The organism is Asaia bogorensis (assembly GCF_900465345.1).
Lineage (GTDB): Bacteria > Pseudomonadota > Alphaproteobacteria > Acetobacterales > Acetobacteraceae > Asaia > Asaia bogorensis_A.
In genome coordinates this window covers 1-20,888 of the sequence record NZ_UEGO01000001.1, presented here as the reverse complement: position 1 = coordinate 20,888, position 20,888 = coordinate 1, and the positions used below count along the sequence as shown (strand labels likewise).

24 protein-coding genes and 2 tRNA genes are annotated in these 20,888 nt (G+C 60.2%); 18 read left to right on the top strand and 8 right to left on the bottom strand.

All coding sequences use genetic code 11. The features are described 5' to 3' along the window. Nucleotides 1-26: 26 nt before the first annotated feature. Nucleotides 27-102, top strand: a tRNA-Lys gene (locus ED655_RS00130). 359 nt (nt 103-461) lie between these two features. On the opposite strand, the gene ED655_RS00125 is transcribed toward ED655_RS00130, so the two are convergent. The 5 genes from ED655_RS00125 to ED655_RS00105 all read right to left on the bottom strand — a co-directional run bounded on the left by ED655_RS00125 (nt 462) and on the right by ED655_RS00105 (nt 3,095). Beyond that, nucleotides 462-536: transfer RNA gene (locus tag ED655_RS00125), tRNA-Gln, on the bottom strand. A gap of 46 nt (nt 537-582) precedes the next feature. Next, nucleotides 583-1,212: a TetR family transcriptional regulator gene (locus ED655_RS00120; RefSeq protein WP_371861687.1), complete on the bottom strand. Its 630-nt coding sequence runs from the start codon at nt 1,210-1,212 to the stop codon at nt 583-585. A gap of 141 nt (nt 1,213-1,353) precedes the next feature. Then, nucleotides 1,354-2,148: a pyrroline-5-carboxylate reductase gene (gene proC, locus ED655_RS00115; RefSeq protein ID WP_122048536.1), complete on the bottom strand. Its 795-nt coding sequence runs from the start codon at nt 2,146-2,148 to the stop codon at nt 1,354-1,356. Next, nucleotides 2,145-2,651, bottom strand: coding sequence for a type III secretion system chaperone family protein (locus tag ED655_RS00110; protein WP_023978867.1), 507 nt, complete (start codon nt 2,649-2,651; stop codon nt 2,145-2,147). The genes proC and ED655_RS00110 overlap by 4 nt, the downstream gene beginning before the upstream one ends. A gap of 159 nt (nt 2,652-2,810) precedes the next feature. Next, a complete protein-coding gene (locus tag ED655_RS00105; protein WP_023978866.1) occupies nt 2,811-3,095 on the bottom strand; it encodes an accessory factor UbiK family protein in 285 nt (94 codons plus the stop codon). Between the two features lie 206 nt (nt 3,096-3,301). On the opposite strand from ED655_RS00105, the gene rfaD reads away from it, so the two are divergent. The 4 genes from rfaD to ED655_RS00085 are packed head-to-tail and all read left to right on the top strand — an operon-like array spanning nt 3,302 to nt 6,903. Beyond that, the gene (gene rfaD / locus ED655_RS00100) at nt 3,302-4,282 is read left to right on the top strand and encodes an ADP-glyceromanno-heptose 6-epimerase (protein ID WP_023978865.1); all 981 of its coding nucleotides are present in this window, start codon (nt 3,302-3,304) and stop codon (nt 4,280-4,282) included. 8 nt (nt 4,283-4,290) lie between these two features. Continuing rightward, nucleotides 4,291-5,124: a prolipoprotein diacylglyceryl transferase gene (gene lgt / locus ED655_RS00095; RefSeq protein ID WP_031240893.1), complete on the top strand. Its 834-nt coding sequence runs from the start codon at nt 4,291-4,293 to the stop codon at nt 5,122-5,124. Continuing rightward, nucleotides 5,117-5,923, top strand: a complete 807-nt coding sequence (locus ED655_RS00090) for a purine nucleoside phosphorylase YfiH/LACC1 family protein (RefSeq protein ID WP_122048535.1) — start codon at nt 5,117-5,119, stop codon at nt 5,921-5,923. The genes lgt and ED655_RS00090 overlap by 8 nt, the downstream gene beginning before the upstream one ends. Next, complete coding sequence (locus tag ED655_RS00085; RefSeq protein WP_240993436.1) at nt 5,923-6,903, top strand: hypothetical protein; 981 nt, start codon at nt 5,923-5,925, stop codon at nt 6,901-6,903. Before ED655_RS00090 ends, ED655_RS00085 begins: the two co-directional genes overlap by 1 nt. A gap of 36 nt (nt 6,904-6,939) precedes the next feature. On the opposite strand, the gene ED655_RS00080 is transcribed toward ED655_RS00085, so the two are convergent. Beyond that, nucleotides 6,940-7,962 (bottom strand): glycosyltransferase family 61 protein, encoded by a 1,023-nt coding sequence (locus tag ED655_RS00080; protein WP_122048534.1) that lies wholly within the window; start codon nt 7,960-7,962, stop codon nt 6,940-6,942. A gap of 409 nt (nt 7,963-8,371) precedes the next feature. Between ED655_RS00080 and ED655_RS00075 the strand changes: the two genes are divergently transcribed. The 10 genes from ED655_RS00075 (at nt 8,372) to ED655_RS00030 (ending at nt 16,707) form a co-directional block, all read left to right on the top strand. Continuing rightward, the gene (locus ED655_RS00075; protein WP_023978857.1) at nt 8,372-9,304 is read left to right on the top strand and encodes a ribose-phosphate pyrophosphokinase; all 933 of its coding nucleotides are present in this window, start codon (nt 8,372-8,374) and stop codon (nt 9,302-9,304) included. Nucleotides 9,305-9,316: 12 nt separating this feature from the next. Further along, nucleotides 9,317-9,901, top strand: coding sequence for a histidine phosphatase family protein (locus tag ED655_RS00070; RefSeq protein WP_122048533.1), 585 nt, complete (start codon nt 9,317-9,319; stop codon nt 9,899-9,901). A gap of 235 nt (nt 9,902-10,136) precedes the next feature. Continuing rightward, on the top strand, nt 10,137-10,775 hold the full coding sequence (locus ED655_RS00065) for a 50S ribosomal protein L25/general stress protein Ctc (protein WP_122048532.1): 639 nt from the start codon (nt 10,137-10,139) through the stop codon (nt 10,773-10,775). 20 nt (nt 10,776-10,795) lie between these two features. Further along, nucleotides 10,796-11,374 carry an aminoacyl-tRNA hydrolase gene (gene pth, locus ED655_RS00060; protein WP_122048531.1) on the top strand — a complete coding sequence of 193 codons (579 nt, stop codon included), beginning with the start codon at nt 10,796-10,798 and terminating at the stop codon, nt 11,372-11,374. Then, nucleotides 11,374-12,468 carry a redox-regulated ATPase YchF gene (ychF, locus tag ED655_RS00055; protein ID WP_122038308.1) on the top strand — a complete coding sequence of 365 codons (1,095 nt, stop codon included), beginning with the start codon at nt 11,374-11,376 and terminating at the stop codon, nt 12,466-12,468. Before pth ends, ychF begins: the two co-directional genes overlap by 1 nt. 79 nt (nt 12,469-12,547) lie before the next feature. Beyond that, nucleotides 12,548-13,702, top strand: coding sequence for a glycerate kinase (locus tag ED655_RS00050; protein WP_122048530.1), 1,155 nt, complete (start codon nt 12,548-12,550; stop codon nt 13,700-13,702). Between the two features lie 77 nt (nt 13,703-13,779). After that, complete coding sequence (locus ED655_RS00045) at nt 13,780-15,036, top strand: glutamate-5-semialdehyde dehydrogenase (RefSeq protein WP_408735632.1); 1,257 nt, start codon at nt 13,780-13,782, stop codon at nt 15,034-15,036. Further along, entirely contained in the window at nt 15,002-15,658 is a 657-nt protein-coding gene (locus ED655_RS00040) for a nicotinate-nucleotide adenylyltransferase (protein WP_062165514.1), read from the top strand. Before ED655_RS00045 ends, ED655_RS00040 begins: the two co-directional genes overlap by 35 nt. Nucleotides 15,659-15,786: 128 nt before the next feature. After that, nucleotides 15,787-16,242 (top strand): ribosome silencing factor, encoded by a 456-nt coding sequence (gene rsfS, locus ED655_RS00035; RefSeq protein WP_122048528.1) that lies wholly within the window; start codon nt 15,787-15,789, stop codon nt 16,240-16,242. A gap of 9 nt (nt 16,243-16,251) precedes the next feature. After that, the gene (locus ED655_RS00030) at nt 16,252-16,707 is read left to right on the top strand and encodes a 23S rRNA (pseudouridine(1915)-N(3))-methyltransferase RlmH (RefSeq protein ID WP_171840743.1); all 456 of its coding nucleotides are present in this window, start codon (nt 16,252-16,254) and stop codon (nt 16,705-16,707) included. Between the two features lie 124 nt (nt 16,708-16,831). On the opposite strand, the gene ED655_RS00025 is transcribed toward ED655_RS00030, so the two are convergent. Further along, nucleotides 16,832-17,608: a CHAP domain-containing protein gene (locus ED655_RS00025; RefSeq protein WP_408735631.1), complete on the bottom strand. Its 777-nt coding sequence runs from the start codon at nt 17,606-17,608 to the stop codon at nt 16,832-16,834. Between the two features lie 149 nt (nt 17,609-17,757). Beyond that, nucleotides 17,758-18,108: a RidA family protein gene (locus ED655_RS00020; protein ID WP_122048527.1), complete on the bottom strand. Its 351-nt coding sequence runs from the start codon at nt 18,106-18,108 to the stop codon at nt 17,758-17,760. 233 nt (nt 18,109-18,341) lie between these two features. Between ED655_RS00020 and ED655_RS00015 the strand changes: the two genes are divergently transcribed. From ED655_RS00015 to ED655_RS00005, 3 genes are read left to right on the top strand one after another with little or no spacing between them, the layout of a single operon-like run. After that, nucleotides 18,342-19,016, top strand: a complete 675-nt coding sequence (locus ED655_RS00015; protein WP_122048666.1) for an MBL fold metallo-hydrolase — start codon at nt 18,342-18,344, stop codon at nt 19,014-19,016. Between the two features lie 18 nt (nt 19,017-19,034). Then, nucleotides 19,035-19,562: a DUF192 domain-containing protein gene (locus ED655_RS00010; protein ID WP_122048526.1), complete on the top strand. Its 528-nt coding sequence runs from the start codon at nt 19,035-19,037 to the stop codon at nt 19,560-19,562. 5 nt (nt 19,563-19,567) lie between these two features. Beyond that, the gene (locus tag ED655_RS00005; protein WP_122048525.1) at nt 19,568-20,545 is read left to right on the top strand and encodes an NAD-dependent epimerase/dehydratase family protein; all 978 of its coding nucleotides are present in this window, start codon (nt 19,568-19,570) and stop codon (nt 20,543-20,545) included. Nucleotides 20,546-20,888 lie beyond the last annotated feature (343 nt).

Genomic DNA, 20,888 nt, shown 5'->3' with positions numbered 1-20,888 from the left:
AAGCCCTCTCACCGGAGCGGGGCTATGGGCACATAGCTCAGTTGGTAGAGCAGCTGACTCTTAATCAGCGGGTCCAAGGTTCGAGCCCTTGTGTGCCCACCATCGCCCCGCCGGTACTTCCTCCTATGCAAAAATCGATCTTCCCAGACCTGTTCTGGGACTGGCACCTGCCGTTGCTTCGACGTACGGATACTGCCGTTCAAGAGAAGTATCGATCATCTGGCGGGTGTCATCGCGATAAGCCATGTTCGTGTCACGCCTCGCGCAGCGCTTGTCTGCGGCCATACCGGAGCGCCGTAGGACCGCGCAGCGTCGCTCCGTCCTGTATCAGGCAGAACGCCGTGTATGCGGAAAATCTGCGGCATAAGCCTGCATCGTGAGTTTCAGCACGATGAATCCGCAAGACGTCCGAAAACCGGCAGGCTCGTTCTGTAGATCAGTTTTTCAGAGGAAAATGGCGCTGGCTGGGATGGGAGGGATCGAACCTCCGAATGGCGGAATCAAAATCCGCTGCCTTACCGCTTGGCTACATCCCATCGCGTTGAAGGGCTTTTAATCTGCCTCATGGCAGACGTAAAGCCATTATGTTTCGAGTTCGAGCGGATGATCGGCTATGCCGCTGCGCTGGCTGGCCTGATCCATCAGGCGGTCCGGGGAGGGCTTGAGCACACCAAAACGTTCTGCCTTGTCGAGCCCCTGATCGAGCGCCGCCATGGTCTGCGAGAGGTCGGCGCTTTCATCCTTCTCCCAGGCACGCAGAGCAAAGCCCCAGACACCAGCAAGCCCGTTGAGACGCATCACCCCGCCAAGTCCGCTGCACTCCACACCAGCGACCTCGGCCATCCAGCGCATCGTGTCGAGGGTGGCAGCACCAAGCAGGAGTGTCAGACCGGGTTCTGTCGGCAGGGCCTGCAGAACGGCCCGGATGCCCTCGCGGTATTGCTGGAATACATCGAAGCGCCGCATGAACAGATCGAAGATGCGTTCACGGACGGATCCGCTCAAACCGTCATCGCGAAAGGCCGACTCGTCAGCCAGACGGCCCAGACGGAACAGCAGGCTGTGCCGGAAAGGAAAGCGGGCACGGACTTCATCGATCGGTAATCCGGCGCGCTGGGCGGCCTCGACCAGCGTGAAGCGTGGCCAGCCTTTTTCAGCGGCAATGGTGAAGCCCGCCTCCAGAAGCGCCAGATCAAATTCTTCGCGATCGATTTCCGTCATGAACCCGTCCCTGTCATTCAGCATCAATAATACAAGATGGTCAGGCCGTGACAATCGAATGACAGGGAAATGAACGGTTTTGCCCGTGCGCCATCCCTGTGATGGCTCAGAGGGTGTTCCGCGGTGCTTGGCTCAGGAGGCCATTTCGCGTGCTCGCGCCATGGCCGCATCAATCGCCCTGGTCATGGTGGCGGGCCAGGCTTCCGGTGCCATCATCGCCTCGAGCGCTTTGGCTGTTACGCCGTTGGGGCTCGTGACATTTTTGCGCAATGTCGCGCTTTCCTCCGGAGAGGCTTCGAGCAGCGCCCCAGCGCCTGAAACGGTCCCTCGTGCAATAAGCCGCGCCGTGTCAGATGGCAGGCCTACGCGCAGAGCTTCCTTTTCCAGCAATTCCGCCAGTAGGAACACATAGGCTGGGCCGCAACCCGATATGGGAGTGAGCGCCTCCAGCAGGGCTTCGCTCTCTACCCAGGCGACGTCACCCACGGCAGAAAGCAGGGTCGTGCAAAGCTCGCGCTCATCCTCGTCAAGATCGGTGCTGCAAACACCCGTTACGCCCTTGCCGATCGAGGCCGGTGTATTGGGCATGGCGCGCACGGTTTTCGTGCGGGCACCATCAGAGGCAGCGCGCAAGCTCTCGATGGTTCGGGCGGCCAGCATCGAGATGACAATGGTATCGTCCAGAATAGGCCTGAGCGATGCCATGGTTTCTTCCATGCCAGCCGGTTTGACGGCTAGGATGATGATGTCGGGTTTGAAGCCCTGGGGAATTTCCGAAGGGCTTCGCACGACGCGATGGGGGGCAGGGGGCGCTTCACAGCGTCGGTCCAGAATGACGGAGGGTGCCAGACCCTCCTCAAGCCAGCCCTGCCAGAGCGCCCCACCCATCTTGCCGCAACCAACCAGAAGCAGTGACGGCAGGCTCATGCTTCACCTGCGCAATCGAGCATAGCCGCCTCAAGGGCTTCGGCGGGAGATTTGCCGCTCCAGAGCGTGAACTGGAAGGCGGGGTAAAAGCGCTCACATTCCGTGATGGCGATATCGATCATGTCTTCCATGCTTTCTGCGGCAAGGCTCGTGGCACCGCGCAGCAGAACCGAATGGCGGAAAACCGGCGTGCCGGTTTCGAGGTCAAGGCTGAAATGCCCGATCCAGAGGCGCTCATTGGCCAGTGCGATCAGTTCGTAAAGCGCTTTGCGGCGGTTGGCGGGAGCCCGCAGGTCGAACGTGCAGGTAAAATTCATGGCTGCGATCTCACGGGACCATGAGAAATATAGCCCGTAATCGCACCATTTTCCCGGTGCTTCGGCGGCCATCTCGCAATCTGTGCGGCGATCGAACGCCCAGTCATGGCCGCAGACGATCTGCTCCATGACGTCGAGGGGATTCGTATCCTGATGCGAGGAGGAGGAGAAGGAAAGAGCAGGCATTCGGGACTCCCTGGGCCGGTGATGCGCATGGCATGGCGATGCGCATCAGGATGTCTGCAACGATATGAAGATCCGGGGCTGTGCAAGCTGCGAATCGTCATATCAGGCCACGTTACGTATGCCTGCGTCCTGTTGCAAGATCGCAGGTACGCAGGGCCTTTAACCGTGTGACGGTGGGGCGGTGACGGCCTTTTCCAGATCGGACAACCGCTCTTCCAGCTTGGCGATGCGGGCATCGGCATCTTCCTGCGCCATGCGAGCCCGTGTGGCCAGTTCGCGGGCCACATCCAGCTCGTCGCGTCGCACGAGATCGAGCGAGGATAGAACCTCGTCAATCCGTGCGCGCACCATGGCATGGACTTCTTCCCGCAGACCGGTCAGGGCCGAAAAGGCACCTCCGGCGACACCTGCGAGATCATCGAAAAAACGGGGCCGGTCTGCCATGGCGGTATCCTTGCTGTCGTGTCGCCCGGCCTTGTCACCGGGCGGTGAAAATGCCCCCGTGCAGCCAACACCGGGCGTCATGCCGCCCAGACTGGCCCCCACATCGTTCGGCTGCAACGCGGCATGGAGGATCAGGATGCCAGGGCCGCGCTTTTCTCCGGCTGGTGTGGCTTGGAGGTTGCGTTGCGGCGTCTTATACAGGTTCCATGATGATCGTCACCGGCGGCGCCGGATTTATTGGCTCGTGCCTGGTCGCAGCGCTCAAGGCGCGGGGTGAGGCTGTCGCGGTCGTGGACCGCCTTCGTGATCAGGGGAAGTGGCGCAATCTTGCCAAACATGCCCCGGACCTGCTGATYAGCCCGGAGGAGCTCGACGCCTTCCTGATCAACACGACCGGCATCAAGGCCGTGTTTCATATGGGCGCCATCAGCAGCACCACGGCACGCGATGGCGATCTGGTCTGGCAGACCAATATCACCCTGTCCGAAACGCTGCTCGACTGGTGCGCCTCGCGCGATGTGCCGTTCTTCTATGCGTCCTCTGCCGCCACCTATGGCGCAGCCGACCGGCCGGAACTCTTTTCCGATGCGCCCGAATCGCTCGGGACGCTGCGGCCCATGAATCTGTATGGCTGGTCCAAGCATGTGTTTGATCAGCATCTTCTGGCCCGGCAGGCCTCGGGTGGCGTGATGCCGCGCCAGTGGGCCGGTCTGAAATTCTTCAACGTCTATGGACCCAATGAATATCACAAGGGATCCATGATCTCGGTGGTGAAGGTGAAATATGACGAGGTGATGCGCGGGGCGCCGGCCCGGCTGTTTCGCTCCGACCGTCCCGATCTGGCTGACGGCGCGCAATCGCGCGACTTCATCTGGGTGGGCGATCTGATCGATGTGATGCTGTGGCTGTATGATCACCCCGATGTCAGCGGTCTGTTCAACTGTGGCACCGGCACGGCGCGCAGCTATGTCGACCTTGCCAATGCAGTGTGCGATGCGGCTGGTGTGCCGCGGCGCATCGAGTTCATTGATATGCCCGAGGCCCTGCAGGGGCAGTATCAATCCTATACCTGCGCCGACATGTCGCGCCTGCGTGCTGCCGGGTATGACCGCCCATTCACGACGCTTGAGGCGGGAATTACCCGCTACGTGCGCGACTATCTCGCGACGCCCGACCCCTATCTGTAAAGAACCCCATGTCCGCCCATCCGATCATCCTGCCGCAATTCGACCCGATCGCCTTCCGTCTTGGGCCGCTGGCCGTGCACTGGTATGCGCTGGCCTATATCCTGTCGATCCTGATTGGCTGGAAGATCGCTATCCGGCTCTGCGGGCTGGCGCCACGCGCTGCCACCCGTGAGCAGGTTGATGATTTTGCCTTCTGGGCCATGCTCGGCGTCGTGCTGGGCGGGCGTCTGGGTTACATCCTGTTCTACAAACCCGGCTTCTATCTAACTCATCCCCTGTCGATCCTTCAGGTCTGGCAGGGCGGCATGTCGTTTCATGGGGGGGCGCTGGGGGTCATTCTGGCGCTGGCGTGGTTCACGTGGCGCAACGGGCTGAGCTTCCTGTCCTTTTCCGACCGTATTACGGTCATCGTACCGCTTGGGCTCGGGCTGGGGCGCTGCGCCAATTTCGTCAATGGTGAACTCTGGGGCCGTGCGGCGCCGGACTGGCTGCCCTGGGCAATGGTATTTCCGACAGGTGGCCCCATCGCACGGCATCCTTCGCAGCTTTACGAAGCCCTTATGGAGGGCCTTGTCCTGCTTTGCGTCATGCTTGCCGCGGTAAGCCGTGCCTGGACGCGCGTGCGCTATGGCTTTCTCTCGGGTCTGTTCCTGTTTGGTTATGCGCTGGCCCGCAGCTTCTGCGAACTGTTTCGCGAACCCGACTCCTTCATCGGGTTTCTGCCTTTTGGCGTGACCATGGGACAGGTGCTCTGCATCCCCATGGCGCTCGCCGGGCTCTGGCTCATGGCATTCGGTACGCGCCATCCCCATACCCTTGAGGGAGAGAAGGCTTATGGCTGATCAGGCACCGCGCGGCTGGGTCTTGCCAGCGCCATCGCTGTCGCATGTCCGCCACGGCTTTTTCACGCGCCGTGGGGGTGTGTCACCGGCGCCCTATGACACACTCAACTGTTCGCTCGCTTCTGCCGATCTCGCGGCGAATGTCGCGGTCAATCGCGGGCGTGTGGCAGGATATCTGGGGGTTGAGGCGTCGTCCCTGCTGGGTCTGACCCAGACCCATTCCCCCGATGTCGTGGTTCTCACACATGATACGCCGGTCTGGCCCACAGGAAAGGGCCCCAGGGCCGATGCCCTGGTGAGCAATCGTCACGATCTCGCATTGGGTGTCATCACGGCCGATTGCGGACCGGTACTGTTTGCCAGTGCTGATGGCACCGTTGTGGGAGCCGCCCATGCCGGCTGGCGCGGTGCCGTGGGCGGCGTGCTGGAGGCCACTTTGGGCGCAATGCAGGCTCTTGGCGCAGGGGATGTCACTGTCTGTGTCGGGCCCTGCATCCGTCAGGCGGGATACGAGGTTGGGGCCGACATGCGTGCGGAGGTGCTGGATGGCTCTTCGCTTGTCGCACCTTCTGCCGAGCGCTTTTTCATCGAGGCACCCCGCGCAGGGCACTACCTGTTCGACCTGCCAGGATACTGTCTGTATCGCCTCAGGCGGGCGGGGCTGCGCAATGTTTCCATGATCGGGCTCGACACCCGGTACGATGCGCTACGCTTTTTCAGCCATCGTCGGCGCACGCTGGCGGGGGGCGGTGCAATCGGACATCAGATTTCAGCCATCAGGGCAGGGGCAGTCGCGTGATGGGTCGGATTATACGTTTTTCCGGGCTGTGTGGAGCACTGGCCCTGCTTGCTGGGTGCGTCGATATGCCGCATCCCTTTGGTGATCCGGGGCCGGAAGGGCGCCGTCTGGCCCTGACCACGCCACCACCGAGACTGGCTGTACCCACCCCTGCCGCGTCGCTGCTGGACAATAATGCCTCGGCCCTCTGGGCGAAGGACGTCGCGGCGCAACTGGTTGACCAATCGCTTCCGGCTGTGGCGCAGCCTGCCAAGCCGGGTGACTGGTGGCTCAGGCTGTCGGCAACCATGCAGGGTGATCAGGTCACGCCGCACTACGAAATCATGATGCCCAATGGCGAGGCCCGGGGGCATTGGGACGCGGCTCCGGTCGCGGCCTCGGTTTGGGCCCAGGGACAGGCTGATCAACTCTCAGCCCTTGCCGCCGGTTCTGCGCCACAGATTGCCAATGTGCTGACGGGCATTCAGGCCTCGATGATGCAGGCTGATCCGCATAGCCTCAAGCGCCGCCCTGCCAAGGTGTTCTTCAAGGGCGTGCATGGTGCTCCGGGCGATGGCAATGTGGCACTCGCCCGCGCCTTCGTTGCCAGCTTTCCCGACCAGCATGACAAGCTGGAGCGCGATGCCAAGGCCGCTGATTACAGTGTGGAGTGCATCGTGACCCTGAGCGACGGCCCTGCCGGTAATACAGGGCACCCGCTTCAGCATATCGAGATCGTCTGGCGCACCGTGGCGGCAGATGGCAAGGAAGCCGGCGCAGCCACGCAGCTTCACGATATCGACGCCCATTCCCTTGATGGCGCATGGGGTGATGTCGCAATGGTCGTAGCCGCAGAGGCGTCAGGTGCCGTGCATCAGATCATCACCAATTACTCAGGCCGCAATCACCAGCCGCTCTCGCCTGACCAGAGTGGGGCTGACAAGACCTCCGTGCCGCCAAGAGGGCCAGCCGGCGCCAGCCCGCCGTCAGAAAAGTCGTGAGACTTCCCTCAGACTGACAACGCGCGCCGTCTGTGTTCAGACGGCTCGGCGGCAGGCTTGTACAATCTCGACGGCAAGCCGTGCGGGTTCGCGGATGAGATAATGGTGATGCTCACTGTCAGTGACACTCAGGAAGGCACTGACATCGAGATAGACAGCATGATGGCCACCTATCGTATCGATCATGCGCTGTGTGCCGAAAATATAGCCATCGTGGTTCAGGATGATGACTGTCTTTCCCTGAAAGAACGCGGCATTCATGAACGCCGATCCGGAAAATCCGACAAAGATGCTGTGAGACGCCCATAGATCAAGCTGCTCTGCAAAAGGCAGTTCCTGCGGATGGACAATCTCGATGCCAAGGCTTGCGAGGAACACGCTCAGCTCGTGCTCGCCATCATAACGTCTTGTCGTGGCCGATGCCTTGCTGCGTGCAAGAAAGACGGGGCGTGATGCGGAATGCCTCTGGTGCCGATTGAGAAACGATTGGCCGATTGCCTGCATGAAGCGACCCCACTCACGGTAGCAATGCGCATTCTCCACGAAGGCTGGTTCGGCAATTCTGATCCCACGAATCAAGGTGTTTTCCGGAGGTGCGATGATGCGTGAATGATCGATGCCCAGGCTATTCAGTATAGGCAGGATGAAGCCATCATGGTCGCGAGACCGCGTGTAGGTCGGGGCGATATACCATTGTGCGCGTGAGGCATGAGCATCGAGAGCCCATAGACGCGCGAGGGTGCTGGTCAGAAAGTGGCCGAAATGATCGTGAAAATAGCCAATCCAGAAGCAATCGTGGAATACCTCGCCGCGCTCGCATTTATCCCGTTCTGTCTCAATCGCGATGATTTGGGGCGCGTGGATCTGAAGTTCGAAACTGCCCTGAACATTGACGCCCGAACAATAAGTCGAGTCAGTAATCAGGACGCCTGCCGGGGTGTAGAGTGAATTGTGGCGCAGAAGAGCAGCGTCATGATGCGCCAGCAATGGCTTGGTCTGAATGATATGCGTCCTGCCAAAAGTGTTGGGGCAGGCTTTCGGGATGTCGATCCGGCTCATTGGTGAGAGTGATCAGCGTTTGGTCGCGAGTTCACATGCGGTCCTGAAATTTTCCTGGAATTGGATTTGAAGATGAAATCGCGATCAATTTCCATGAGTATTGATATGTTATTATTCACAAAAATCAATACTTATTGGATAAACCATCGAAATTAATCAAAATATATTCGCATGTTTTCTATAAATGTAGAGCATGTGTTTGGGAGCCGGGATGGCCTCAGATCGTATTACGGCGGCAAGGAACGAAACCCGCATAGCGGGTTGATACCCAGAACATGAGTGGCGTCGGTCACAGCCCTGTAAAAATCACTCTATCAGCAGGAGTGGGCGCCCATGAGTTAATGACAGCCTTGCCCGACGTTGTTAGAAGGCCGCGTTTGCTGCCGCCCCGGACCGGAGTCGTTTCCCGATGAAGATCGTCGCCTGTAACAGTAACCTGCCATTGGCGCGTGCCGTTGCTCAGGAATTGCGTCTCCCGCTGTGCAAGGTGTCTGTACGACGCTTCGCCGATGCCGAGGTCTTTGTCGAAATCCAGGAAAACGTGCGCGGTGAAGACGTGTTCGTGATCCAGAGCACCTGCTCACCCACCAACGACAATCTGATGGAATTGCTGATCATGCTCGACGCCCTGCGTCGCGGGTCGGCCCGTCGCGTCACGGCTGTCATGCCCTATTTCGGCTATGCTAGGCAGGATCGCAAATCGGGGCCGCGCACCCCTATCAGCGCCAAACTGGTCGCCAATCTGCTGGTCGAGGCCGGGGCCAACCGTATCCTGACCATGGATCTGCACGCCATGCAGATACAGGGTTTCTTCGATATCCCGGTCGATAACCTCTACGCGGCCCCGCTTTTCAAGCGCGACATCAATGCACGCCATCCCAATGAAGACCTGATGATCGTCTCCCCCGATGTGGGCGGTGTGGTGCGTGCGCGTCAGCTGGCGCAGCGTCTGAACACCGATCTGGCCATTATCGACAAGCGGCGTGAGCGCGCTGGCGTTTCGGAAGTCATGAACGTGATCGGTGATGTCAGCGGGCGTTACTGTATTCTGGTTGATGATATCGTCGATAGCGGCGGTTCGCTATGCAATGCGGCCCAGGCCCTCATCAATCATGGTGCCGCCGGGGTAGAGGCCTATGTCACCCACGGTGTTCTGACTGGTCAGGCCGTGGAGCGCATCACGGCATCACCCATCCGGATGCTCACCCTGACCGACAGTATTCCGGCGACAGAGGCGATGGAAGCCTCACCCAATATCAGGCAGATCAGCACCGCCAATCTGCTGGCGCGTGCCATGAGTGCTGTGGCAGATGAAAGCTCTGTCTCCTCGCTCTTCGATTAAGGACTGGTTTTCATGCTGCTTCGTCGCCCCTTCTGGTATCTGCGCCACGGTCAGACCGACTGGAACGCCCAAAACCTCTCCCAGGGCCGCACGGACATCCCACTGAATGCCACGGGTCGCGAACAGGCCGTCAAGGCTGGTGCGTCTCTCTCGCAGCATTGGCGCGATGGCGCAGCACCTATCAGCCAGATCGTGTCTTCTCCGCTCACGCGCGCCCATGACACGGCGATGGCTGCCCAGCAGGCCATTGCAATGTCAAGTGGCGTCACCCTGCCGCTCAGCACGGATCGCGACCTTGAAGAGGTTTGCTTCGGTGTGATGGAAGGTGAGCCTATGGGCGACTGGTACGATCCATGGATCGCCGGCGAGTTTACGCCAGAAGGCTGCGAGACATTCGAGGGTCTCAAGACCCGTGCTGCGGGGGCAGTCAATCATGCGCTCGAACAGGGCGGTATCCCTCTGATTGTCGCGCATGGGGCCCTGTTCCGCGCCCTGCGCGCCGCCATGAGCCTGCCTATCAATGTCCGCCTCGCCAATGCCGTGCCGCTTTACTGCGACCCGACAGAGAATGGCTGGGTGCTCACCGCCTACGAGTGAGCGATGCGGGGCGCGGCCTCGCATCCCGGAAAGGGACAAGTCCTTTTCATCCCGGTCTGATTAAGGGTCGGGATCAAAGGGGCTGTGCCCCTTCGCGGGTTTTGGGGCAGAGCCCCGAGAAGAATCCCCCTCCCGAATCCCGAAGAACATTGCTTTACCCCCCCAATTCCGGTAAGGCGCCCCATCACTCAGGCACCCCTGGAGGCCATGAGTGCAATGAATTTGGGAGAATACCGTGACAAATATGACGTCCCTCGAAGTCTCTACGCGCGCGAAGGCTGGTAAGGGGGCAGCGCGCGCAACGAGACGTGCCGGTCTGGTGCCGGGTGTTGTGTATGGTGGCAAGCAGGAAGCCTCGCTGATCCAGATCGATCCGCGCATCATCCACAAGGAAATGGTCCGTGGTGGCTGGCGCTCGCGCCTGTATGAACTGCCGCTCGAAGGTGGCACCGTGCGCGCTCTTCTGCGTGAAGTGCAGCTGCACCCCGTGACCGATGCGCCGATCCATGTCGATTTCCAGCGTCTGGCTGCTGGCGAGAAGGTCCACGTGACCGTCGCCATCCACGTGACCGGTGAAGACAAGGCTCCTGGCATCAAGCGCGGTGGCGTGCTGAACCTGGTCCGTCACACGGTGGACGTCATGGCTGATGTGGACAACATCCCGTCCAGCTTCACGGTTGATCTGAGCACGCTCGACATCCACGACAACGTGCGTTGGGACGACCTGACCGGCACCGAGAACGTGACACCGGTTCTGCAGCTGCCGAACTTCGTCATCGCCACCATCGCGCCGCCGACGGTGGATGCCGAGATGGAAGCTGAAGCCGCTGCGAAGGCCGCTGCTGAAGCCGCCGCTCCTGCGAAGAAGAAGTAAGACCGCTCAGGGTGGCCGCAATGCTACTCTGGACCGGGCTCGGTAACCCCGAGCCCGGCATGCGCAGACAGCGCCATAATATTGGCTTCATGGCTGTCGAGCGTATTGCCGAATACTACCGGTTCTCTCCCTGGCGCTCGCGCTTCAAGGGAGAGACGGCCGAGGGCAGCATCGAGGGACAGAAGGTTCTTCTGCTCAAGCCCATGACTTACATGAATTTGTCCGGCGAGAGCGTGCAGCAGGCTGCGCGGTTCTTCAAGATTCCGGTTTCCGATATCACGGCGTTTCATGACGAGCTCGATCTTGCGTTCTGCAAGGTGAGGGTCAAGCGCGGTGGCGGTGCGGCGGGCCATAATGGCCTGCGCTCCATGGACCGTATGCTGGGTGACCAGAATTATCAGCGCATGCGTCTCGGCATCGGGCATCCCGGTCACAAGGACCGTGTGACAGGCCATGTGCTGGGCGATTTCGCCAAGGCCGAACAGACAGAACTCGAAACGCTTCTCGACGCCGTGGCTGCGGCGTCGCCCCTGCTGGCCAAGGGAGAACCGGAAGCGACAATGACAAAAATCGCCATGCTGTGCGGGGAGAAACGCTGATGGGCTTCAATTGTGGCATCGTGGGGCTTCCCAATGTGGGCAAATCCACCCTGTTCAACGCGCTGACCGAAACGGCGGCAGCTCAGGCAGCAAATTATCCCTTCTGCACCATTGAGCCGAATGTGGGCCGCGTCGCCGTGCCTGATTCGCGCCTCGACAATCTTGCGCGTATCGGCAAGTCGCAGAAGATCCTGCCGACCAGCCTCGAATTCGTCGATATTGCCGGTCTCGTGCGCGGCGCGTCTCGTGGTGAGGGTCTGGGCAACCAGTTCCTTGCCAATATCCGTGAGGTGGATGCCATCATCCACGTGCTGCGCTGCTTCGAGGATGACGACATCACCCATGTCGAAGGTGGCGTGGACCCGGTGCGCGATGCCGAGATCATCGAGACCGAGCTGATGCTGGCCGATCTGGACTCGCTCGAAAAGCGTCAGACGGCCTTGCAGAAGCGCGCGCGCGGCAATGATCGTGAGGCGCAGCAGCAGCTCGCCATCATGGATCCCATCATGGCCGCCCTCCGCGAGGGTAAGCCCGCCCGTACTGCCGTACCCAAGGGTGAGGAAGAAACAGCACGCCGCCTGCAGCTCATGACCACCAAGCCGGTGCTCTATGTCTGCAACGTGGAGGAAGGCTCTGCTTCGACCGGCAACAGCCATTCCGAAGCCGTGCGCAAGCGCGCAGAGGCCGAAGGCGCTGCCATGGTGGTGGTGTCTGCGGCGATCGAAGCGGAAGTCAGCCAGCTGCCGCAGGAAGAGCGCGCCGAGTTCCTCGAAGGGCTGGGGCTGAGCAATTCCGGTCTGGATCGTGTGATTGCTGCCGGCTACGGCCTGCTGGGTCTGAGCACCTATTTCACGGTCGGCCCGAAAGAGACGCGCGCCTGGACCATCACCAAGGGCACAAAGGCCCCTCAGGCGGCTGCGGTCATTCACAACGATTTCGAGCGCGGCTTCATTGCCTGCGAGACCGTGGCCTATGACGATTACATTGCCTGTGGCGGCGAGTCCGGTGCCAAGGAAGCGGGCAAGCTGCGTATCGAAGGCAAGGAATATGTGGTGCAGGATGGTGACGTTCTGCTGTTCCGCTTCAACGTCTGACAGTATCCGGGTTTGACAGGATCAGGGCTTGACCGGCCTGATCCTGAGGCAATGATAGGGCGTCTTACCGGAGGCGCTGATGGATATTCTCGTTGCCTGTGACTCCTTCAAGGAGAGCCTGACGGCCGAGGCCGTGGTTCAGGCGATTATCGGCGGTTTCAGGGAAATCTACCCGGATGCCCGCTATCATGCCTTTCCTATGGCGGATGGCGGCGAGGGAACTGCTGCCATCATGGCCCGCACATTGGGCGGCCGACTTGAAACCCGCGATGTGTGCGGCCCGCTCGGTGTGCCTGTTTCGGCGCGTTTCGCTGTTCTCGATCATGGCCGGACAGCACTGATCGAACTGGCCGAGGCCGCCGGTCTCGCCCAAACCCCGCTCGAATCGCGCTCACCCCTGTTCACCACCACCTATGGTGTGGGTGAACTCATGAGCGCGGCCCTTGATATGGGGTGCAGGCATCTGGTTCTTGCGCTTGGCGGCAGTGCAACCTGCGACGGCGGAGCGGGTCTCTTACAGGCGCTTGGTGTTTCGCTGCGCGATCTGCACGGGCAGGAAATTCCTCACGGAGGAGGACCGCTCGGGGCGGTGTTCTCTCTGGATGACGACCGGCTCGATCCCCGGCTGGCAGAGTGTCGTATCGAGATTTTGTGCGACGTGACGGCTCCCCTGCTGGGAGAGACCGGCGCGGTTGCCGTATTCGGGCCTCAGAAGGGGGCAACACCCGCCATGATCCCGCTTCTGGAGGCCTCGCTGGCGCGCCTTGCGAGTCTGGTGGAACTGCGATGCGGGCGCGATCTGACGGCGGTGGAAGGTATGGGCGCCGCGGGTGGTGCGGCGCTGGGGCTGGTCGGGCTGTGCGGGGCGAGGCTCGTTCCGGGGGCTGAGGCGGTGGCGGGGCTTCTGGGTCTGGATACGCGCGTGAGCCAGATGGATCTGGTCATCACCGGTGAGGGGCGGCTGGATTGCCAGACCGCGCAGGGCAAGGCACCGCAGGCAATCGCCACGCTGGCGAAAAAGGCAGGCAAACCGGTGATAGCCTTTGCGGGTACACTGGGTGCAGGACATGACGATCTGCTTGCAACAGGCTTTGACGCCGTTTTCAGCTGTCTTGAGCGCCCCTGCACTCTGGAAGAGGCATTCAGCGAGGCAGAGCATGCGTTGAGGCGCTGCGCGCGCAACGTTGCCGCGACCCTTGCCCTGGGCCGATCTTTTCAAGCAGCGCAGGCATGATACATAGCTGATCGCCCTTTGGGCCGTTTTCGGGTTCGGCCGGGCCAGATGCCGCAAGGCAGACAGGAGAATGAATGATGGAAGCTGCTACGACCGTGTCCGATTTCAAGGCCCTGACCGGACCAGCGCGCGCAGCGGCCCGTCTTCTCGCCATTGCTCCGGAAAGCCAGCGCAACGAGGCCTTGCGTGCCGCCGCAGCGTCACTGCGTGAGCATGCGCCTGATATTCTTGTGGCCAATGCACGCGATGTCGCCTCCTCCAAGGCAAGCGCTGCCTTCATCGACCGGCTGACGCTGACGCCTGCACGGATCGAGTCCATGGCAAAGGGCCTCGAATCGATTGCGCTTTTGCCGGATCCGGTTGGCAGGGTGCTGTGTGACTGGACACGTCCCAACGGCCTGAACATCCGCCGTGTGGCGACTCCGCTTGGTGTCATTGGCATGATCTATGAAAGCCGCCCCAATGTGGGGGCTGACGCTGCGGGCCTGTGCATCAAATCCGGCAATGCCGTCATCTTGCGTGGCGGCTCCGAGAGCCTTCATTCAGCACGGTGCATCCAGTCCTGCATCCAGGAAGGACTGGAGAAGGCGGGTCTGCCGCGTGACTGCGTGCAGATCGTCCCCGATGCTGATCGGGCGCATGTCGCCGCCATGCTGACAGCTGCCGGTGAAATTGACATGATCATTCCGCGCGGTGGTAAATCGCTTGTCGAGCGGGTGCAGCGCGAGGCCCGCGTACCGGTTCTCGCTCATGCCGATGGGCTGTGTCACACCTATATCCACAAGGATGCCGACTTCGCGATGGCGCGTGAGATACTCGCCAATGCCAAGATGCGGCGTACCGGTATTTGCGGTGCGACCGAGACCCTGCTGATCGACCACGCAATTGCCGAGGCCCTGTTACCTGCGCTGGTGCAGGATCTGCATGCGCTGGGCTGCGCCATTCTGGGTGACGAGACAGCGCGTCATATCGTGCATGATCTTGAACCCGCCACGTCGGATGACTTTGCGACGGAATGGCTCGATGCGCGTCTCTCCGTGGCGGTCGTCGAGAATATCGATTCGGCACTTGCCCATATCGCGCGTTATGGCAGCGGTCATACGGAAGCGATCATCACTGAAAATGCAGAGGTTGCCGAACGCTTCCTGAATGGGACGGATAGCGCCGTGGTGATGTGGAACGCCTCGACCCAGTTCTGCGATGGCGGAGAATTCGGGTTCGGGGCCGAGATCGGTATTGCCACGGGCAAGATCCATGCCCGAGGCCCCGTCGGGCTCGAACAGCTTACGACCTTCCGTTATGAGGTCCGAGGCACCGGGCAGACCCGCCCCTGACGTGGTGGAAATTCCGAAATATGGCGATAATCGTGCGGTGTCGATCGGGCTGCTCGGTGGGTCGTTCAATCCGGCCCATGCTGGTCATCTGCAACTCGCACGCTACGCCCTGACCCATCTGCGCCTCGATCAGGTCTGGCTCATGGTTTCGCCGGGTAATCCGCTCAAGCCAAGGCGAGGCATGGCGCCGTTCGAAAATCGCCTCGACTCGGCCCGTGCCCTGGCTGACGGTCGGCATATCATCGCCACCGATATCGAGGCACGGCTGAACAAGCGTTATACCGTCGAGACGATTGCGCTGCTGAGGCTGCGTTTTCCAAGGGCGCGCTTCGTCTGGCTGATGGGAGCGGACAGTCTGGCGACGCTCACACGATGGCGTCGCTGGCGCGATCTTGCCCTGCATGTTCCCATGGCAGTCGTGCCGAGACCGGGCAGCAATCGCACGGCGCTTTCAGGCCAGGCCACCCACGCGCTCAGCCATATGCGCGTGCCTCCACGACGTGGGCCGATCATGTCGCGCTCTAAAGGTGGTGTCTGGGCTTTTCTTCCGGCGCCGCAAAACGGTATATCAGCGACAGCGTTGAGGGATTCCGGCAATTATCCCGCCTCGCTCTCTCTCTAATGTATTGACCGGAGTGTCGAGCCATCGCCAGAAAACCGTCCGACGAGACGCCCACCCCAGCCCGTCGCACCCGCGCGTCCGCTGGTGAGACCAAGACCCAGCCCGCTTCGGGCGAGGCCACTGCCACCATGAAGACCGCCGGCACGCCGCGCAAGAAGGCCGCCGCTGCAGGCCCGCGCAAGACCCGCGGCGCTGCACCGCGCACCGGTGCTGAGCCGGAACTGGTTGAAAAGGCGCTGGCACTCATCACGGCAAGCCTTGATGAAGACAAGGCCGAGGATATCGTGACGCTCGACCTGCGGGGGCGTGCCAGTTTTGCTGACCATATGGTGGTCGCCACAGGTATTGCCGACAGGCAGATTGCCGCCATGGCCACGCATATTGAAGACAAGCTGAACGAGATCGGCATCAAGCGCATCACCATCGAAGGTGCGAACGGAACCGATTGGGTTCTGCTCGATACCGGTGACATCGTTGTGCATCTGTTCAAGCCCGAGAGCCGCGCGCTCTATGCGCTCGAGCGTATGTGGGGCAAGGACCTCGACGATACTGCCAGCGATGAAGCCGACATGACGGATCTCTGATTACGCATGATCAGGATTGTGGCGGTCGGTCGCCTCAAGAGAGGGCCGGAGCGGGAGCTGTTCGACCGTTATGTCGAACGCACCCGCCCCAGGGTCGATCTGATCGAGATTGGCGAATCGCGTGGCAGTGCCCTGGAAATCCGTCGCAAGGATGCGGCGGCGATTCTGGCGGCCTGTCCCGAGGGTACGATCGTGATTGCGCTGGATGAGGGGGGGAGTTCACCCGACTCCCAGCAATTCTCCACCATGCTCGATTCGTGGCTTGCAACCGGCAAGCAGGTTTCCTTCGTCATCGGCGGGGCTGAAGGGCTGGAGGCCAGCGTTATCGAGCGGGCCGATGCCCGTATCTCTTTTGGGCGTATGACCTGGCCCCACATGATTGTGCGATTGCTTCTGGCAGAGCAGATCTACCGCGCGCGCGCGATCAGCGCGGGCCATCCCTACCATCGTTCAGCACGCCCCTGAATCCCGTCTGCCAATAGGCTCAGGCGCTTCGTCCCGAGTGACGATTGCAAGGCGGGCGACAGGCCATAAAAAAAGGCGACCCGTTTCCGGGCCGCCTTGGCGGGAATTAGCTGATCAGGCTTGATCAGCGCAGATTGCGGCTGGGGCCTTCCACGCTGAAGGCATCTTCCGGGGCCTCTGCCACTTCGGTCGAGTTCATCGGATGTTGCAGAGCTGCGAAGCTTGCCGTCGTCACGTTATGCGAACGTGTGGAACGATGAGCAGGCGCCGGCGTATTATTAGCCATCATCACCCCGTCATCAGGGCGACCATAGATAAACCCGTAGGTCGGGTAGATGCTGCCGTAGGTACCAGACTTGCTGTTGAGCGCCACGCGCACAGCAGACCAGTCGTTATTGGGAGAAACGTCGATGACGCGCACGTTCTTGGCAACACCGTTCTGCGCCCAGTGAGACTGGTCGATCACGATCGTGCGGTTGTCTTCTACAGCACGGACGACCGCCACGTGGCCATAGGGCATACGGCGGATAGCGCGGAAATTCAGCACCGAGCCTGGTTCGGGGGCAGAGCCACGGGCGTAAACGCCGCGAGAGTTATCCCACCAGTCACGGGCATTACCGCTCAGCACAACATCAGAAGCGGCTTTGGCGTAGGCAACACACTGGATAACGTGACCACCGGAATGGTGGCGCCGCGTCGTGAAGCGTGTCTGGCGAAGTGCGACGTGACGCGCTGAGGTGTGTCGGGCGCTATGCGCAGAATGCATAACAGCCTTGTGACCAGCCTTCTGGCGCGCTTCAGCTTTTGGGGCCAGAACCGCCGACCCTACCAGAAGGGACAAAGCGGTCAGGGACGAAAAAAACGGCCTGCGGAGAAGTCTGAGGCAACTTTTCTGTCCCACGTTCATTGATTCGATATCCGCCCGTTGTGTGTTGCATCTAGGTAACTGTGTTCACCTTGGATTGGCAACCCATGTAAGGGGGAGTCATGGCGATTTTATGAACTTTCCCCGAGATAAAATGTGTCGACCCGGGGAAAATTCAATAAGCCTTACTTTGTTGTGATCAGCATAATTTCCACGAGCATACGCGGATCGGCCAGAATCGCCTGAACGCAGGCCCGCGCCGGGGCTGAGTCTTTCGGCAGCCAGGCCGTCCACTGCTTGTTGAGTGCATCGCGATCGCTGATGTCCTTCAGCCAGATCTGTGCCTGCAGAATGCGGGTGTTGTCCGTGCCATGCTGCTCAAGCAGAACATCCAGCTGTTCGAGCACATCGGAAGTCTGGGCATCGAAATCGGCATCGAGATTACGGGCCACGACGCCCTGCGTGAAAACGAAGCCGTGATATTCGACGGCTTTGGACATGACGGGATTAGGCTCTGTGCGGATGATTCGGCTCATGATCGTCTCCTGATAACCTCGTAATTCCGGGCAGATTGCGCTGCGCCGGACTGGGCGGACTCTGATGCGACCAGGAGGCCCGGTCAATCCTGCCCCGCCCTTTGCATGTTATATGATTGCTTGAATGAATGGCCCCTGCGCGGTATCGCGGCCATGAAGCCTTTGCGCATCATGGTCCGCACAGCAACGCTTCCGGGATTTTTCTGCCTCTCAGGCGGCCCCATTCTTCCGGAATGCGTCACGATCAAGAAGAGGAAGAGCCGGATTTGCGTGCCCGCACCGTCAAGGTAACGCCACTGCGTCAGAATTGTACCGTGCTCGAAGATCCCGATACGGGCCGCGCGGTCGTTGTCGATCCAGGAGGTGACGCGCCTGAGATTTTGCAGCTGCTTGAGGGCATGACTGTTGATGCCATTCTGCTGACTCACGGGCATTTCGACCATGTTGGTGGGGCGGACGCCCTGCGTGCGGGCCTTGAAAAACGTCAATCAACCCCGGTTGCGATGATCGGTCCTGACCGGCGCGATGCCTTTCTGCTCGAAACGGTGGAGGATCAGGCCCAGGCCTTCGGGTTGTATGACCTGCAAAATGCTCATCCCGACCGGTTTGTGGTTGATGGTGAGGTCATCGAGCTTCCCACCGGCACGTTTGAAGTCGCGCATTGTCCGGGCCATACGCCCGGTCATGTCATCTATATAAGTCGAGCCGATAAACTGGCCATTGTGGGCGATACGTTGTTCCGTGGTGTTGTTGGTCGGTCGGATTTCGCTTATGGCGACCATGAGAGTCTGATTGCAGGGATCAAGCGTACATTGCTCTCCCTGCCTGACGATTTCATTGTTCTGCCGGGGCATGGTTTGCCAACCATGATTGGCGAAGAGCGGCAGAATAATCCTTACCTCGCCTGAACAACCGGGAGCGCAGACATGAACAGGAATTTGCGGAGCCGTGCGCTTCTGACCAGTCTGGTCCTTGCCGCCACTGCTCTGGCTGGCGCACCGATCTCGTCCAGTGCAGTCGCGGGGGACAGTCAGCATGAAGCCCAGGCAGGCGCCCAAAAGCCTCTCGACAAAGTGCCCCTGACGATCACCGACCGCCACAACGGTCGCCATGATTTCACTGTTGAGGTCGCCCGGACAGAAAAGCAGAAGGAAGCCGGGGAATCGTCGCGTCAGAGTATCGCGGAAAATACAGGGATGCTCTTCCTGTTCAGCCCCCCCGAGGCGGCTGCCATGTGGATGCGTGATACGGCACCGTCGCTCGATATCGTCTTTATCGGGACGGATGGCCGCATTCAGGCCATTACTGAAAAGACTGTACCGTTCAGCGAACGTCGTCTGGTCGGGCAGGGTGACTCTGCCGCTGTTCTTGAAGTGGCGGCAGGCACAATGGAAAAGAACAATATTGTCGTGGGCGATCTCGTATCGTCCAAGGCACTCCCAGTGGCGCACTGAACGTCATGAGGGTTTTCCTGACCGGGGCAGCAGGCTTTGTCGGCTATCACGTGGCCGCCCAGCTCCTGAGCCAGGGACACGAGGTGATCGGGTTCGACTCGCTGAACGCTTATTATAGTGTGCAGCTCAAACAGGATCGTCTGGCGCAGCTTGCCGGCCAGAATGGTTTTGTTTTCCATAAGGGTGATCTAAGCCGCCGTGAGGATGTTGAGGCGGTCCTCACGGCACATCCGGGCATTACGCATATCGTGCATTTGGCCGCTCAGGCAGGGGTGCGCTATTCGCTGGCCGATCCATGCGCCTACGTGACGTCCAATATGATGGGACATGTCGTGCTGCTTGAGGCGGCGCGTCACCTGCCTGATTTGCGCCACATCGTTTATGCCTCATCATCGTCAGTCTATGGGCTCAACGAAACGATGCCTTTTCGCGAGAGCGATCCCGTTGATCGTCCCGGATCATTCTACGCGGTGACCAAGCGCGCCGGTGAGCTGACGGCCCATGCCTACGCCCATCTCTATGGCCTGAAACAGACCGGACTGCGTTTCTTCACAGCCTATGGTCCGTGGGGGCGCCCGGATATGGCCTATTACAAATTTGCCCGCGCCATAACGGCAGGCGAACCGCTTACCTTGTATGAAGGTGAGGGGCTGGCGCGCGACTTCACCTATATCGACGATATTGTCTCTGGCGTGCTTGCCGCTCTGGACAATGAGCCAGAGAAAGGCGTTTCGCGTCTTTTCAACCTGGGAAGTGATTCACCGACAGCCGTCAGTCGCCTTGTTGCGTTGCTTGAGCAGGAACTTGGGCGCAAGGCAGTTATCAAGGCAAAGCGTCGCCCGTTGTCGGATGTTGAGGCAACATGGTCCTCTCATGAGGAAATGACAAAGCTGACGGGCTGGCGGCCCGTGGTGTCGCTGGAGGAAGGGGTGAAGCATTTCGTGGCCTGGTTCAAGGCGTATGAGGCGGCCAATCTCATCTAGATACGGGCGTTCTTCATGACACGACAGACGGGAGGCTTCGGCCTCCCGTTTTGCGTATCGGCTGGCAAACGTGGTCTCGGTTTTTTGAGATGGGTGTCATTTTTTTGAAATTATGTGTTGACGGTGATGGGTGTGGGGTCTAAAAGCCCGTTCACCGCAGCGGAACACGCCGCGGTGACTGCCTGGAAGACTGAGTAAGATCAGTGGGTTAGGTAGGGTTCTTTGAAAATTGAATAGGTTATGGAAGGGATATGTTGGCGGCGCTTTGGTGTTGTCTGAACCAGTGGTTCTGATGATGAGAGTGCTGACTGATTTATTCTTTTTCGAAAGAACTACAGACGTC